At 39.3% G+C, this 16,352-nt stretch carries 15 protein-coding genes; 4 read left to right on the top strand and 11 right to left on the bottom strand.

The window, feature by feature from the left end; translation table 11 throughout:
• The 5 genes from QNI15_RS20085 to rpoN all read right to left on the bottom strand — a co-directional run.
• Window positions 1-311 (bottom strand): hypothetical protein (locus tag QNI15_RS20085; RefSeq protein ID WP_314033178.1); only part of this gene is annotated, 311 nt, incomplete at its 3' end.
• 211 nt (window positions 312-522) lie between these two features.
• The gene (locus QNI15_RS20080; protein WP_314000274.1) at window positions 523-1,119 is read right to left on the bottom strand and encodes a SprT-like domain-containing protein; all 597 of its coding nucleotides are present in this window, start codon (window positions 1,117-1,119) and stop codon (window positions 523-525) included.
• Between the two features lie 167 nt (window positions 1,120-1,286).
• Complete coding sequence (locus QNI15_RS20075; protein WP_314033177.1) at window positions 1,287-2,066, bottom strand: enoyl-CoA hydratase/isomerase family protein; 780 nt, start codon at window positions 2,064-2,066, stop codon at window positions 1,287-1,289.
• A 59-nt stretch (window positions 2,067-2,125) separates the two neighbouring features.
• A complete protein-coding gene (locus tag QNI15_RS20070; RefSeq protein ID WP_314000270.1) occupies window positions 2,126-2,845 on the bottom strand; it encodes a phosphatase PAP2 family protein in 720 nt (239 codons plus the stop codon).
• 63 nt (window positions 2,846-2,908) lie between these two features.
• Window positions 2,909-4,366, bottom strand: coding sequence for an RNA polymerase factor sigma-54 (gene rpoN / locus QNI15_RS20065; RefSeq protein WP_313978803.1), 1,458 nt, complete (start codon window positions 4,364-4,366; stop codon window positions 2,909-2,911).
• Between the two features lie 380 nt (window positions 4,367-4,746).
• Between rpoN and QNI15_RS20060 the strand changes: the two genes are divergently transcribed.
• Both QNI15_RS20060 and QNI15_RS20055 read left to right on the top strand, forming a co-directional pair.
• Complete coding sequence (locus QNI15_RS20060; RefSeq protein ID WP_314000268.1) at window positions 4,747-5,322, top strand: tetratricopeptide repeat protein; 576 nt, start codon at window positions 4,747-4,749, stop codon at window positions 5,320-5,322.
• An 89-nt stretch (window positions 5,323-5,411) separates the two neighbouring features.
• Window positions 5,412-6,755: a M24 family metallopeptidase gene (locus QNI15_RS20055; protein ID WP_314000266.1), complete on the top strand. Its 1,344-nt coding sequence runs from the start codon at window positions 5,412-5,414 to the stop codon at window positions 6,753-6,755.
• A gap of 117 nt (window positions 6,756-6,872) precedes the next feature.
• Here the strand turns inward: QNI15_RS20055 and QNI15_RS20050 are convergent, their stop codons facing one another.
• The 5 genes from QNI15_RS20050 to QNI15_RS20030 form a co-directional block, all read right to left on the bottom strand.
• Entirely contained in the window at window positions 6,873-7,412 is a 540-nt protein-coding gene (locus tag QNI15_RS20050; protein WP_314033176.1) for a carboxymuconolactone decarboxylase family protein, read from the bottom strand.
• Between the two features lie 18 nt (window positions 7,413-7,430).
• Window positions 7,431-8,003: a DUF417 family protein gene (locus QNI15_RS20045; RefSeq protein WP_314005937.1), complete on the bottom strand. Its 573-nt coding sequence runs from the start codon at window positions 8,001-8,003 to the stop codon at window positions 7,431-7,433.
• Between the two features lie 65 nt (window positions 8,004-8,068).
• On the bottom strand, window positions 8,069-8,926 hold the full coding sequence (locus tag QNI15_RS20040) for a helix-turn-helix domain-containing protein (protein WP_314005940.1): 858 nt from the start codon (window positions 8,924-8,926) through the stop codon (window positions 8,069-8,071).
• Between the two features lie 186 nt (window positions 8,927-9,112).
• Window positions 9,113-10,183 (bottom strand): L-dopachrome tautomerase-related protein, encoded by a 1,071-nt coding sequence (locus QNI15_RS20035; RefSeq protein ID WP_314005942.1) that lies wholly within the window; start codon window positions 10,181-10,183, stop codon window positions 9,113-9,115.
• A gap of 74 nt (window positions 10,184-10,257) precedes the next feature.
• Window positions 10,258-11,202: an NADP-dependent oxidoreductase gene (locus QNI15_RS20030; RefSeq protein WP_314005945.1), complete on the bottom strand. Its 945-nt coding sequence runs from the start codon at window positions 11,200-11,202 to the stop codon at window positions 10,258-10,260.
• Window positions 11,203-11,351: 149 nt separating this feature from the next.
• Between QNI15_RS20030 and QNI15_RS20025 the strand changes: the two genes are divergently transcribed.
• Both QNI15_RS20025 and QNI15_RS20020 read left to right on the top strand, forming a co-directional pair.
• Window positions 11,352-12,203, top strand: a complete 852-nt coding sequence (locus QNI15_RS20025; protein WP_314005948.1) for an AraC family transcriptional regulator — start codon at window positions 11,352-11,354, stop codon at window positions 12,201-12,203.
• Window positions 12,204-12,306: 103 nt separating this feature from the next.
• A complete protein-coding gene (locus tag QNI15_RS20020; RefSeq protein WP_314005950.1) occupies window positions 12,307-12,801 on the top strand; it encodes a dihydrofolate reductase in 495 nt (164 codons plus the stop codon).
• 87 nt (window positions 12,802-12,888) lie between these two features.
• Here the strand turns inward: QNI15_RS20020 and QNI15_RS20015 are convergent, their stop codons facing one another.
• Window positions 12,889-15,882, bottom strand: a complete 2,994-nt coding sequence (locus QNI15_RS20015) for an ELWxxDGT repeat protein (protein WP_314033175.1) — start codon at window positions 15,880-15,882, stop codon at window positions 12,889-12,891.
• Window positions 15,883-16,352: the final 470 nt, after the last annotated feature.

Below are 16,352 nucleotides of genomic sequence, written 5' to 3'. Positions count from 1 at the left end.
AACTGATAGCACTTTTGCATTAATTTGACTGCATACAAATTATAGCGTTCATCTAAGGCTTGTTTGGTTAGTTTTACGCCAAACTGATTCCAGATCAAAGCAACCATATCGGTTAAACTGCTTGAGCTACCCTGCTTGATCAAACAGGTATTCAAGTGAAAAAACATCCAGGCTGTTAAGCGGGAACTGGTTCGTTGAATGAATTTGACTTCTCTTGCCAGTTGTTCTAGCTGAGCATTGCTAAAATAAGAAGACAACTCAGTGAAATCTTTATCAGAAGCCACAATGTTTTGAAAATCAATATCTTGCATACAACAAAGATATGCTTTTTTCCTTAGCCTGACGGCTATGGTGTTATCACCAACTTGCATGAGGGGAAACAATGGCAGGTCTGGGTAATCCCGACTTTCTGGTAGAGATAGAAGCCATCGCTTTTATTCCAGACTAAACACAAAATACCATAAAACAAAACTCCCTCTAGCGTGTGTGCTAAAGGGAGTTTCAGAATATCATCGGTGAAGGTTATTTAATCTCAACCAAAGCCTGTGTATGAACCAGGTACTTCTTTCGGCTCTTCACTTCTTCACATAACACACGGGTACGTCTGGTTTCACCTTTACGAAATGCTCTGCCATTCAAGGAGAATACCGCCCCTTCTGACAGATTTGCCAGCAGCACTTTGTCTGTTTGTGTATCAAACTGATGTAATGCCTGAAACAGAATCGGATCTGTACAGGATGAAGCTTTGGGATTAATCAAATACTGCTGTAAAGCCTGAAGTACATCCGCAGGAAACACATTGAGAGACAAAACGGGTTGAGCCACCTCCCGAAATGACTTTTTCCACTCCTTTCCATGAGGTTCTACTTTACGTTTGTACTTACTGAATGTGATCAGGTGTGCTACTTCGTGAAGATAGGTAACCAGAAAGGCATAGGGATTTAAGTCACCATTCACTGTAATCCGGTGTCGGCTATCCGAAAACCGATAGTCACCAAACTTAGAACTACGTGCCTTTGTAATTTTAAAATCAAATCCATGTTGCTGCCATAACTGATAGCAATACTCTACTGCTGCTTCCGGCAGATATTTTCTAAAGATGGTAATAGAATCTTGCATAGAGAACAAAAATACAATACTTAGTGATTACATCCCATAACATATTCTTTGATTTTTGAGTTTTGGGAGACGGTATTTTCAGGAGTTATCCCTATACTTTTGTCTTTGTATCAATCTGTATAAACTAAACACTGATATACAGGCAGATTGATATGCATTTTATCCAGTTACTTTCCTTTGAATACAGGTTTGCGCTTTTCCATAAAAGCTACGATTCCTTCTCTATGGTCTTTGGAAGCGCCTGCAATGTCCTGCAACTGTGCCTCATATTCCAGCATTTCTTCCAGAGAAGACGAAAACGACTGGTTAAGCATTTTTTTCATCAGTCCGATTGCTACTGTAGGCGCAGTGGTATAATAACCTGTATACGCTTTTATAACCTCATCCAGCATAGCAACAGGGGCTATTTTATTCACCATCCCTAGTTGTAAAGCTTCTTTTGCTGAGATCTTAGCACCTGTAGTAGCTAATTCAAACGCTTTGGAAGATCCGACCAACCTTGGCAAAAAATAGCCTGATCCGGAATCCATTACCAATCCTATGCCAACAAAAGCTTCTGTCAGGTAGGTTTCTTCGGCCATCACCAGGATATCACAGGCAAGAGCCAACGAACAACCCGCTCCGGCAGCAACACCATTGATTCGTCCGATAACAGGCTTTGGTAAATTACGCATAGCCAGTATCATGGGATTATACCGCTTGCGTACTTCATCAGAATAGGAAGCAATACCTTTTGTAGCAGCTTCTTTCAGATCAGCTCCAGAGCAAAATGCATCGCCAGTTCCCGAAAGTACTACCACCCTGACAGACTCATCCTGACCTGCCTGTTCAAATGCTTCCTTTATCTCATAGGTAAGTTTCACATTCAAGGCGTTATAAACTTCCGGACGATTTAGTGTAATCGAACAAACACCATCCTGATTCTGATAAAGAATATGCTCAAACATAATATAGCGTATATGTTAAAAAGTAGAGTACACAAGATACAACTAACTCTGAACGAAGTTTACCCCATCATCAGAATAGTCCCTAATCCAATACTTAAACCAATAACAGCACCTGCCATCACCTGAGCAGGAGTATGCGCATTCAGGTATAGCCTTGCACTCATTAATATACCTGCCAGAATGATTACCAGCAACAAAGGATAAAAATACTCAACAGCCGCATAATGATAATACAATCCTATCAGGAAGCCGACGATTCCAGCTATAGATGTACTGTGAACACTGATCTTCCAAAAGAAAGAAATCACTGTCAGTACCAGTAAACAAAAAGTAGTGCCTCCCAGAATCAGTGTAATAAGATACAATGCAGACAATTGCTTGACAAACAAATAGGTTGTCAACATATAAAACAATGTTGTTGACACAAAGGGAAACACTCTGTCCTGCCGGTCTTCCATATGCAGACTCTTCACACTACCCAAACGATACAACATATATGTGCTAAGCAGTGGTATAAGCAACGTACATACAATAAGCAACAGTAAAATCCGATACCGGATATCGTCATTGGAAACTCCCATCATGGAAGGAGACATCCAGAACAACAGAAGAAACAAATAGGTTGGCAACAACAACGGGTGTAGTAGTACCGACACAACCAGCGCTGCCCGTCCAGTTGGAGTTTCTCTGACTGGTAAGAGTTCAGAAGGTATATATTTAGCACGCGTAATAAGCGAATGCGCTGAATCGTCGTTACTATCAGATTGATTGTCAAGCATAAAATAAAAGCCCCACCCCCTTCGGGATTTATTATTTTCACCTCCGGGACCAGAGGGGGTTTGTTACAGTTCTTTTCTCAAACGCGCAACAGGCAAATTTAGTTGCTCACGGTACTTGGCAACAGTTCGCCGGGCAATGTTATATCCTTTGTCGTTGAGCATTTTTTCCAGTTTGTCATCTGATAGCGGATTGCGTTTGTCTTCATTATCAATAAATTCTTTCAGAATACTTTTTACTTCCCGACTACTCACATCTTCACCGGTCTCTGTGGCAATACCTTCGGAAAAGAAATACTTTAATGGAAAGATACCAAACTCTGTTTGCACAGCTTTGCTGTTAGCCACCCTGGATACTGTTGAAATATCCATATCAATAGCCTGAGCAATGTCTTTCAGAATCATGGGGCGTAGTTCACTCTCATCTCCTTCCAGAAAGAAATCATACTGAAACTGTACTATGGCATTCATAGTACGTAACAATGTCTGTTGCCGTTGCTTTATAGCATCAATAAACCACTTGGCAGCATCCAGCTTCTGCTTGACAAATGACACTGTTTCGCGAATAGACTTATCTTTCTTATCACTCTTGTCATATGTATCCAACATATCAGCATATGAACGACTGATCCGTAGTTCCGGAGCATTACGGGAATTCAGTGTAAGTTCTAGTCTGCCACTGTTATTGGTAAGCAGAAAGTCTGGAATAAGGTACTGTGTACGTACATCACCAGAAGCTGAGCCACCTGGTTTTGGGTTCAGACGCGTAATCAAACGGATAGCATCCTTGATATCTTCATCTGACACATCTAATCTCTTCTGAATCTTCTCATAATGCTTTTTGGTAAACTCATCAAAGAAGTCATCTACAATACGAATTGCCAATGTAACAATTTTGTTATCATGCTCTTTTCGGTCGAGTTGCAACAACAGACACTCCTGTAATTCCCTTGCCCCTATTCCGGGAGGATCAAAAGTCTGTATGATATGTAAAATCTTTTCTACCTCTTCATATTCGGTTTCTATATTCTGTGAAAAAGCAAGGTCATTTACAATCGCCTCCAGATCACGCCGGATATATCCATCTTCATCAATACTCCCAATAATCTGCCGACCGATAATTTTTTCTTTCTCTGTCAGCTTTTCAAAATCCAGTTGTGCGAGTAATGAATCTGTGAGTGTAGATATAGTTGCAATGGGCAAAGTACGTTCTTCGTCATCACCTCCATTATCGCCCTGTGTTTTATAGCTAGCCTCATCCTCATTTCGCAGATAGTCATCCACATTCAGGTCATCGTTCATCCCATCATCAAAGCTATCTTCCGGATCATCATAACTTTCATCTTCTGAGCCATAATCATCAAATGCCTCTTCCCTTCCCTCTTCCAGTATGGGATTATTCTCCAGTTCTTCTTCAATACGCGCTTCCAGCTCAGCTGTCGGAATCTGCAGCAGTTTAATAAACTGAATCTGCTGAGGCGACAGTTTTTGCTGTAACGACTGTGTTAAACCTAGTTTTTGCATAGTGTACTTTTGTTTTGCATCTATTTATTCAATATCTAACTGTCTGGTGAGCATCTATCATCAATTCTTTTGGCAATACTAACCAAAGAAAGTAAAAAAATCTGATTATCAGTCTGTACCTACTCTGGATTGTTTCGGCCTCGGGTGTATGGCTCAGAGGAACATATCTGCACCTTATCCCTAAATGAATATGTAGCTTGTATAGACGACGCTGTACTATCTGCTATAAACACAGAACAGAATATGTCATCTGGCAAATTTAGGATAAAAAACAGAAAAATGAATTCAGATTTTTTCGTAATTCTGAAACAATACTTTAGATCTAAAGTATTATTTTCGTAGTTTCACAATACAAAATAGTGTAACAGGCTGATGTGCAAATGGAAGCAATATGTCTTTTAATATTTGTAGGAAGCTCTGCCCTTTATATCCGTTATCTTCTATGGCGCGGGGCAGGTACTACTCAATCAGATAAGGATCGCATTCGCCTTCAGGAAGGCATTCAATTACTTGAAAAAAGACTTTACAAGGAGGCCTTTGGTTATTTCAACTCTATTCTACAAAAAGAACCTCGTTGTGCCCTGGCCCTTGCCTCACGTGCCAGATGTTATCTGATGCAGGGTGATTGGCTACATGTTATTACAGATTGTAACAAAGCAGCTTCGCTGGACCATTGTCTTGATTCAATTTATCTCGATAAAGGTATTGCACTGGTGCACTTAGGCGAAATGCAGGATGCCTTTGTCCAGTTTGATAAGGCGGTATGGTATTTTAATGTCAATGCTACTCCTAATGCAGATGCTTACCGATGGAGAGGTATAACCCGCCTGAAACTGGGCGACTATACCAAAGCTGAACAAGATTTTCGGAAGGCAATAAATCTTGGTGATGAAAATGCTGCATACTTCCTTTCCATGAGGGGTGACAGCATGGATACGATAGAAATAGATAGTTAGAAAATAATTATCCCTATCCTATTTTCTTAAAACGTGCCAGCCTTGCCTGACACGTTTTTTTACTTTTCAATCTTAACCGCAAAACATATATGAAGAAAATTTACCTGATCCTCTTTAACTTATTCATTCTACACACTTCATCTTCACAATCTTCCATGCCAGTCATTCTCTCTCTCAGAGAACGAGCAGCAGTGGAAGACCGTATTTTGCAGGAACGTATCGAAAATCTGCTACCAGGACTCATGCGTCGTGAAGGCATAGATATGTGGCTGATCATCGGAAGGGAATACAATGAAGATCCGGTATTGCGTACCATGTTGCCTTCTACCTGGTTATCGGCCCGCCGTCATACCATGCTTCTCCTGTTTGACAAAGGTGGTAACGAAGGTATAGAATGTCTGGCAGTAGCAAGATATAATGTAGGTACTACCTTTAAAAGTGCCTGGGACCCTGAAAAAGAACCTGACCAATGGAAACGGCTTACCCAGCTAATTGAAGAAAGGAAACCCAAAAAGATTGCTATTAACCAATCCTCTGTATTTGGACATACAGATGGAATTACCCATACAGAGTACACAGACCTGTTACAGAAACTTCCATCAGCCTATCAATCCACTATGATGTCTGCAGAACGCCTGGCTGTAGACTGGCTGCAAATTCGCACCAACACCGAACTAGCAATTTATGAGCAGATCTGCAGAATGGGCCATTTAATCATTGCGGAAGGACTATCCGAAAAAGTAATTCATCCCGGCATTACTACTACAGAAGATGTGGTGTGGTGGTATCGTGAACGTATCAAGGAGCTGAAACTGGATACATGGTTTCATCCCACTGTAGATGTACAACGACCTGATGAAAATAACAAGGAAGCCAATCGATCCTTTGCTCAGCGACCTACAGCTGATATTATCCAGCCTGGTGATGTGGTTCATATTGACTTTGGAATTAGTTATCTGCGCCTCAATACGGATGTCCAGGAACTTGCCTATGTACTGAAACCAGGGGAAAAAGATGCACCTGCGTATCTGAAGAAAGCATTAGCCACAGGTAATCGCCTCCAGGATATTCTGACTGCTACCTACAAAGAAGGTAAAACAGGTAATCAGGTTCTGTCAGAAACCATTGCTCAGGCAAAAAAAGAAGGGATTGTCCCTCAGATTTACTCTCACCCGATAGGCTATCATGGTCATGCAGCCGGACCAGCCATTGGTATGTGGGATATGCAGAATGGAGTGCCTGGTTCAGGTGATTATACATTAAAGTACAATACTCTATATGCTATTGAATTAAATGCCAAGGTAAAACTACCCGAATGGAATAACAAAGAACTTCGGGTAATGCTTGAACAAAATGCTGTATTCCTGCCATCCGGAGTACAATATACTGATGGCCGACAAAAAGACTATTGGCTAATTCCAAGGCAAAAATAAAGTCTCTTCTCAGTTTATGTAGGTATGCGATCTTATATCATAGCTTTTGTGAAAAAAAAACTGGTTCGAGCACCCATTCGAACCAGTTTTTTTACGATTTCTATCCGGCCATCAAAATTATTGTAATGTAGGAACTGCCGGAAAATCAACTGGAATGTCTGTCAGGGTATACACATAGTTTGTGAATGTTCTTACTGTGACTAGTCCGATTAGCTCTATCAAAGCTGCTTCGTTGTACCCTGCATCAAAAAAAGCTTCTTTTAAAACAGGCTCAACAGCGCCTTTATTCTCAACGATGGATTTGGCAAGTTGTAACACTACTTGTAGTTTGGTATTTACAGAAAGACCTTTTCTTATCTGCATAATTTCTTCGGAGGAAAAACCTTTAAGGCCAGCCAGCATACTATGGGCAGCCAGGCAGTAGCTACAGTTATTAACCTGCGATACAACCAGATTAACCGCTTCTCTTTCTTTTGGAGTAAATGCTCCATGACTGAATGCATCTTCAAAGTCAAGTATACCTTTGAGAGCATTATCTGAATAACCTATGGTTGCATATAGATTGGGCACCCGTCCCATCTTCTTATTTAATTTGTCAAATATTTCCTGTGTCTGAGCACTTACCTGTTCTCTTACAGGTACATCAATGGTTTTCATATGAGTATGGTTTATTGATTAATGTTTAGTAGTAGTTTTGGTAAGGTATAGCTGAGCAGATTGACTCATAGTAATCAAAGAACCTCCTAAGATCACAATGTCCTTTATAACAAGCCTGCCTCTGGCAGAGAGAAAGGGAAATCCATGATCACTGTCTCCAAGAGATGGTACCCAGGTTTCCGGCGTGGTAAGTAGAAATGATAGTGTACCCATTGTCATAAGAAAGACCAAAACGCTGCCTGTCACACTCCATAAAGGAGCCACTCTGTGAAGTGCTACCAGAATACCCAACACAATAAGAAATACTCCCAGACCTTTGGAAAACCCGTATGTATTGTTTCGTTCATGCCAGACGTGATTGGCAGCAACGAATTCACCTTCCTTGTTTATGTGGGTTTTATATTCAGAAGGCGTGTTGTAAAAAAATGCCATGAAAGGGCTATTTGCCACAAAAGGGACAATCCCATCCGCTTCGTATGTAAAAAATTTCAGGACGCCTATCCATAAAAATACAAGTACTATCCCAAAACGAACTGTGCTTTTAGCCACCCCCTCTACATTGGCAATGACTGTGATGATTGAGTGTTTCATATCTGAATTTGTTTGATACAAAACTACATCACACAACCACCCCGTGACATGGACAAAAAAGGATATTACCTGTGCAAATCTGCCACTATAGATATACCCGTTTTGTCTCTGAAACTTTGAGGAGACTCGTTTGTATATTTCTTAAAGACCCGGCTAAAATAAAACTCATCCTCAAAATTAAGAGTATAGGCTATTTCTTTGATGCTTTTGCGGGTAAGATGCAACTGTTTCTTAGCTTCCAGAATGAGTCGTTCAATGATGAGTTGAGAAGGTGTTTTTCTGAAATATTTTGTACACCGTTTGGTAAATGTATTAGGTGGCATTGAAAGCAATGTAGCATAATCATTAGGCTTTCTGAGTGTAAGAAAGTTTTCCTCAAGCATCTGTTTAAAAAGCTCCATTTGTTCATCTCTGATAGTATGAACGCTACCCTCTACCAGTTCACGCCTTTTTACTTGGCTTGATTTAGCCAGAAATAATTGCAGGTAGGACTTTAGAACAATATCTGATGGAACCGATACACAAAGCTCCTGTTCTATTTGATCAATTAGCATATTGAAACTACTATAATCAGCAGCAGTAAGCTTAATGAATGGGGATATGTAGATATTATTGAAAAGCAGGCCATTACATGCGACCTCTTCACGATGGTATTCAATGCAATAGAAATCCCCATGAAACTGAAGTAATGTGTACTGAACCTTGCTTTTTTCTTGTATATAGATCATTTGCAAAGGTGTAGCAAACAACAGAACAGGGCCTTGAAAAGGGAATGATCCAAAGTCAGAATAAAAGGTACCCTCTCCCTCACTTACAAAAATTACTGCATACTCAGTAAATTGAATAGGTTTCGCTAAAATATTCTCCTGTACCCTGTTAATACCCAATAAACTTGTCCCTGTACTTGTAAGTAATCCGATCATAAAATAGAATGGCAGTCTGGAGCTAATAAATGGCAAAACTCCAACAAATTTTCTTTACGCGCAATCTACTATGCATTTTATAAAAGTTGTCTGGTTGTTACTAAAAATATACCAGCACAAACCAGACAACCTATTTAAAAAGTATTGTTATGGATTAAACAATGATATACACTTTTCTTTTCAAGCTTATTTAAAGTTATATCTGAACCGATAGATATAATAAGGAGGATTGCCTTCATCTTTGCCTCCTGTGAAGGCTGGAGTAGTATTTAACTGGTTCACTGCAATATAAATGTATCCATTTGATGCCAGATAGGCATTATCAGGCCATTTCAATCTGCTATCAGTAATGATATTGGTCAGTTTCCCTTTGGTATCGAGCTTACTGATTGCGTGTTGTGTGAGATTGGTAAAATAGTGATTGCCATTTTGGTCAGTTGTAGCGCCATCACTTATGGGCTTCTCTCCTGCTTTTGCAATACTGGCTGCCACGATTTTATCATCAGCCTCTTTGCGAAATAAAGAAGCATCCAGCTTATACCATGTTTTACCATTCATCGCCCCGAAAAACAACGTATTTGCGTCCGCACTTAACGAGATCGGATCTACAGCAACTCTGGCAGGCTTTCCGCCAAAATAGATAAGCTTCCCATTAATTACCATATCCATATCCTCTGCATTCAATTGAGGGGCATTACCAAAGCGACGTGCTTTCTCTGTTTTCAGATTCAGAGCAACAATACCCGGATTGCTAATATCTGCCATATAAGCCCAGTCGTTATCTGCATCAATTGCTAAATCCTGTATAAAGCTACCTTTAGGAGCAATGCTTTCAAGCAATGTTATCTTTCTAACCACTTTATTCGTTTGTATATCAAAACACCACAAACGTGTTTTACCTAGTTCCTGTCCCATATCAATCACCCAAAGTCTATCTTTTTTATCAAATATCAAACCCAGAGGGGAATCAATAGCATCATCGCTGGCAGGCCCCTCATTTTTCTGGTAAGAGTCATTCGGATAAGGGATATACTTGTTTTTTCCTTTAATTTCAATCAACTGAATGTTTCTGCTTCCCAGGGAATGGATCGTAGCAAAAACTCTCCCTTTATTTGAAACAGCTACATTGCCCGGTCTGATGGGTAGTTCAGCTACTGTTTCTAAAACTGGAGAATGTGCCACTTGCTTTTCAGCTTTTTTCTGTGCGTAGACATCCCAGTTCAGTAAAAAAATGACTAACGCTACTAACTTTTTCATACTCACTCTTATTTCTTGTTTTTTAAAGTAATTACCTTTCCTATCCAGCCAATTATGGCGAACAGGCATACTAATTAGTTTACTCGTATCACCAGTTTGCCACGGGTTCCACCGGTTTCCTGTTGCAGATGGGCTTCTTTCATTTGAGAGAAATCATATACTCTGGATATGTAAGGATGAATAATGCCCTCTTCCAGTAACTTGGCAATCTGCTGCATATCTTCTCCATTGGACTGTACTAAAAAGAAGAATCCATTGATACCTTTGCTTTTGGCCTTTTCTGTCACCTGTTCATTCAATCCGGAAGGAATGCTGATCAATGTACCACCATGTTTCACTACCTGTAGTGAACGGTCTATATTCTCTCCCCCAATAGCATCCAGTACCAGATCCTGGTCTGAAATCACTTCTTCAAACTTTTGAGACCGATAATCAATGTGTTTGTCTGCACCAAGATTTAAGACAAAAGCCTTGTTGGCAGCAGATGCGGTTCCGGTTACATGCGCACCCAGGTAACGAGCAACCTGTACAGCAAAATGTCCTACACCTCCGGCAGCAGCATGAATCAGTACTTTTTGCCCTGGCTGTATGGTAGTTTGTTTGGTAAACGCCTGCCAGGCAGTTAGAGCAGCCAATGTAGACGCCGCGGCCTGCTCAAAAGAAATATTTTGGGGCTTTAGAGCCAGATGAGATTCAGGAGCAGCTACGTACTCGGCATAGGCATGTCCATGTCCGGGAAAATTCACCATACCAAAAACCGCATCACCTTCTTTGAATTTAGTGACCTGATTTCCTGTTTTCACTACAACGCCTGCAATATCCCAGCCGATAATCAGTGGAGAGATAGTCTTCAGTCTACCATATACGCCTTTACCCGCACGGGTTTTCACATCTACCGGATTGATGCTGATAGCTTTTACCTGAATCAATACTTCATGATCTGTAATTTGGGGAACAGCCACTTCAGTATAGATTAAATTATCGACACTGCCTGGCTCTGTTAAAATGATTGCTTTCATGTATTTGTTTTGTTTCGTGATTGTAGTGCAAATTTCTACCAATATTGACTAAATACACGGTATTTATTTTCTCTTTTTTGGTATATTTGTACTACTTGTTGCCCTTTATGGGAGGTATAGCGAAACCGAACACATAATCTGATAGTGTGATGCAGAAAGAAAGTCTTTACCAGCCGTTTGAAATAGTCTACCAGACAATGGACGAATGTCCCAAATTAGAGCACAAACACACATTTTTTGAACTTGTCTACATTTTATCAGGTACAGGCAAGCAGTGTATTAATGAGCACAAGTTCCAGTATCATGAGAACCATATGTTTCTTCTTACTCCCAATGACTGCCACAAGTTTGACATAGAAGCCCAGACAACGTTTTTCTTTTTACGCTTTAATGACATTTATCTTCAGAAAAACGGACTGGCTCCTCACTATGTCGAACAACTGGAATACATTCTCCACAATGCCAGCCATGAGCCAGGTTGTGTACTAAAAAATCAGAGTGATAAAACGCTGGTTCGTCCGGTGGTAGAGGCCATTATACGAGAGCAAGTCAATCAGGACATAAATAACAAGGAACTAATTACCCAGCTGGTGAATACACTTATCATAGTGGTGGCTAGAAACATTGCCAAATATTTACCAGAGAAGGTGAATGAATATTCAGACGAAAAAATCATAGATATATTGCAGTATATTCAACAGCACATCTATGAGCCGGATAAAATCCGGGCAAAATCGATCAGTGATCATTTTGGTATCTCTGAAACATACCTGGGACGGTATTTTAAAAAGCATACCGAGGAAACCCTGCAACAATATATTACCAATTACCGGTTACGGTTAATAGAGAACCGATTAAAACACAGTGATCTGCGTGTCAATGAAATTGCTCATTCACTGGGATTTACAGACGAAAGCCACCTAAATAAATTTTTTAGGAAAAATAAAGGACAGAGTCCGCTATCCTATCGGAAACAGGTAAGAGTCACCTCTCCTGCCTAACAATATATAATTGCTCTCTATGAAGAAGATCCTTTCATTTAAAAATTAGGAAACCATCCTAAAATATCCTGACCTTTGCAGACCAACTACACCCATTCAGTATATGCAAATCAGCATTATAGCCGCTTTTACAGAAAACAGAGTTCTAGGGAAGGACAACCAGCTTATCTGGCATTTGCCTGAAGATCTGAAGAATTTTAAACGGCTCACAAGTGGTCATCCTATCATTATGGGTCGCAAAACCTTTGAATCGTTAGGTCGTCCACTTCCCAATCGTACCAATATCATCATTACCCGTAATCCAGATTATCAAGCTACAGGATGCATGATTGTCTCTTCACTGGAAGAGGCGATCCAAAAGGCTACCAATATTGATAGAGAAGAAGTTTTTGTTATTGGTGGAGGTGAAATCTATACTCAGGCTCTCCCACTGGCAGATACAATGTACCTGACACATGTTCATACGACACTGGAAGGAGATACACTTTTTCCAGTATTCTCATCTCAGGAATGGAATATTGCTCATACCCAATCTTTTAAGAAGGATGAGAAACATGTGTATGATTTTGATATTGTGACATGGAAGCGTTTATCCTAAAGAACCTGTAAAGATAATGCATTACCCAAATAAAAAGGGATCTACATGAACAGATCCCTTTTTATGTAAAACCCAATTATATCAGGATTAAAGCTTTATTACCTTTTTAGTTACAGAGCCTTTGGCACCTGCTATTTTGATTAGATACATTCCTGCAGGACACTTTTGTAAATCCAAAGTATACTCTTGTCCTTTTGCCCCAGTAATGGCACTTTGTTGCATCACCAATCCTGATGAATTAAAAACTGTAATACCGACAGGCCCTGAGAAATAAGAAGAGGTAAGCCTTACTGTGAGCTCCCCTTGACCAGGATTAGGGTAGAGAAGAACAAAGTTATCTTTAAATCCATCTTCTGTTCCAGTAACTGTTTTGTTCATATGCCATAATTGACGTCCGGAATCATCAGTATCCGCAATAAAAAACACATCGTTACTGGTTCCATTAATAGTAGAAGGGTTTGAATGACCACTTCCAGGTTTAATATCTGCAACCAGGACAGTACCAGAAGTCGACCCATCGCTTTTCCAGAGTTCTACACCATATTCAGGTGTAAAGGCAGAGAAATAGATTTTATCATTGACAACTGAAAAGTTATCAGGAATAGAACTCTGTGAACCTGGATAAATATCTTTTACTAGTTTGGTATTTGCAATAGTGCCATCCGTACGCCATAATTCCAAGCCAGTTGTTCCATCATCTGCCACAAAATAAATGTAATTGCCATTACGAATGAAAGAGATCGTATTTTGTGTAAAAGCACTTTGCGTTCCAGTATAAATATCATTAAGTAATACAGTCCCTGCATCAGTACCATCACTTATCCAAAGTTCTCTTCCATAGTCAGCAGTTTCCATTATAAATACTAATTTTCCGTTTGCTTCGCCTAATAGTTGTGGCGTTTTGTCGGCATCTCCCATATTTTCCTTTACTAATATAGTACCGGCTTCTGTTCCATCACTTTTCCAGAGTTGATATTGTCCCAGGTATCCTGAAAGAGTAGTAAAATAAGCATTACTCCCAACAGTGATTAATTGATTAATATTATAAAAATCTTTAATCTTGTCAGTACCTGATTCAGTTCCATCGCTTTTCCACAAATCACCTCCAGCAGCCTCAACTTCAAATAAAAGCATACTATTTATTGTTGTTGATTGTGTTATATAGAGATCTACATTGTATTCATTTTGTCCCAATTCTTTCAGTTTTTGTGTTCCATTCGCAGTGCCATCTGTTTTCCAAAGAGACTCATGATAATTTTGATCCCAACAGGAAAAAAACATAGTGTTGCCTGCTACTCTAAAATTATCTGGTGATGAAGAGCCTGTACCAACAACAATATCTTTTACTAAGGTGGTTCCCTCTTCTGTACCATCACTACTCCACAACTCCGTTCCATGATCCAGATCATTAGCTGAGAACAGCAACTTTCCAGATAATGTTAACGGATTACCCGAAAATGAGTTTGGATAACTACTTCCAACACCCGGATTAATATCTTTTACTATTCCGGTTTCATCTATCTTTCCATTTGACTGCCATAATTCGACTCCCAACGTTGAGTCGGAAACAGAAAAAAAGACCCTGTCATTCAAGGAAGCTAACCCCAGATAAGAGTATATTTTACCATACTTTGAAGAATTAATATTCTTTATCAATTCAACGGTTTGCTTTTTTACATCAGCTTTGTAGAGTTCTATTCCTACTTCATTACCTTGAGCAGCAGTAATAAAGTAATCATTAAATGCCAGAGGCTTACTATAAGATTCACTCCCAACATCATTTATCTCTATTGTTCCACCAGCAGTCCCGTTACTCAACCATATTTTTTTTGATATATATGGGGCTTTTGTCCCATCACTAATCTGAGCATTAATTAAGAAAGTATTCCCTTCACCTTTACAGATAAAAGTCGCATCACGGGGTGTAGGAATAAAAGGTTTTGTAATAGCTTCTGCAGTCTCCCGAAGCTTACTTACCTGACCCGTAATCGGATTTAATTTAACCAATGCAGTAGTTCCATTAGCTCCAGCTGTTGTGAAAAGTAATTCAGAATCTGTAGAAGATAGAGTAGAAGGAGCAAAATAAACAGAACTTGATTGATCATATACCAATCGTGTTCCATTTGAGGTACCATCACATTCCCATATAAACACACGGTTATAATCTTCCTCATAAAAGGAGAAATAAAGCTTATCATTTAGTAAAGCAACATCGGCATATTCTATGAGTCGCATCCCTCCCGGATGTAGACCTTTTACGGGAACAGTACCAGCAACAGTTCCATTTGTTTTTATAATACCTACACTTTGGTCATAACCAAACAAACTACTACTTCTGACAACAAAGTAAAGTTCATCCTTATATACAATATATTGTGTGAGTATAGAGGTTCCCCCATGGCCAGCAGTATTTCCAGCACCATTTCCATCAATATTCGCTATTACCGGAAAAGTCCCTGCATCAGTACCATCACTTCTCCATACCTTAGTATTATTATCTCCATAAGGTTGTAGTGTAAAAAAGAAAAGATTTCCGACAGCAAGAAAACTATAAGGTGTATTCCATCCAGGAATACCCTTTTTCACAGGAATTGTTCCCTGAGCAGTTCCATCACTTTTCCAAACTTCCCAAGTATATTCAGCACTCTCTGTTAAAAAATAAAGTTGATTCTGTACTGTAGTCAACCCCATTAGATTACCTTTCAGAAAATTTGTAACCCGGACAGTGGCATCAGCAGTCCCATCTGACTTCCAAAGTTGTTGTCCACGTACTCCATCATTGGCAAAAAAATAGAGTGTACTATTCAGTATAGTTAAACCATCTATAGTACTACTCTTCACACCCGGATAAATGTCTTTTACCAAAGTAGTCCCATTAGATGTGCCATTTGTTTTCCTCAATTCAGCCCCTTCCTCACTAGTGCTTGCAATAAAAAAGATTTCACCCTTTAGATTTACAAAATTTACAGGACCAGAACCTTGCTCTTCTGAACTTGAAATGATATGAGTAAGTTGTTCCTGAGCAGATATAGAGTAGATAATAGTAACTGATAAATAAAGCAGTAAAGCTATTTTTTTCATATAGATTGTATAGGGTTGATTTCTTTAACAAAGTTACAAAACTTAAAATTAATCCGAACAACCTATCCAGTCACTCCGATTAAAATATATGATGAAAATGTAAATTACTGAGAGCCATTACTTAATCCTCTTTTTTATCCCTTAGTGATTGCTTCAAGTTGTTTACAGACTCAAACTGATTTTTTAATTATTTACCAAAATGTATAATCAAATTTTGCCTATCTAACTCTTTACTCTCTGTCCCTTTGTTTGGTAGTTAGTGGCATGCGTATACATAACCTCATAAACAATATACAAACTGTAGAAAAACTTACACTTATCCCTCGTTAACTCACTGTAGTGAAGTGGCATTATTCTATTTAATGAAAGACTAAGATTTGTAATAACTACTAATTCATTACAAGTCTGTAGCCAACTATTCATTTTTCATAATTGTAACTCTATTTTTGCACCACTCGTAAAAGAGAATG

This window comes from Xanthocytophaga flava, from assembly GCF_030068545.1.
Lineage (GTDB): Bacteria > Bacteroidota > Bacteroidia > Cytophagales > 172606-1 > Xanthocytophaga > Xanthocytophaga flava.
The sequence above is the reverse complement of the archived record's forward strand: the minus strand, read 5'-3'. Positions and strand labels throughout refer to the sequence as shown.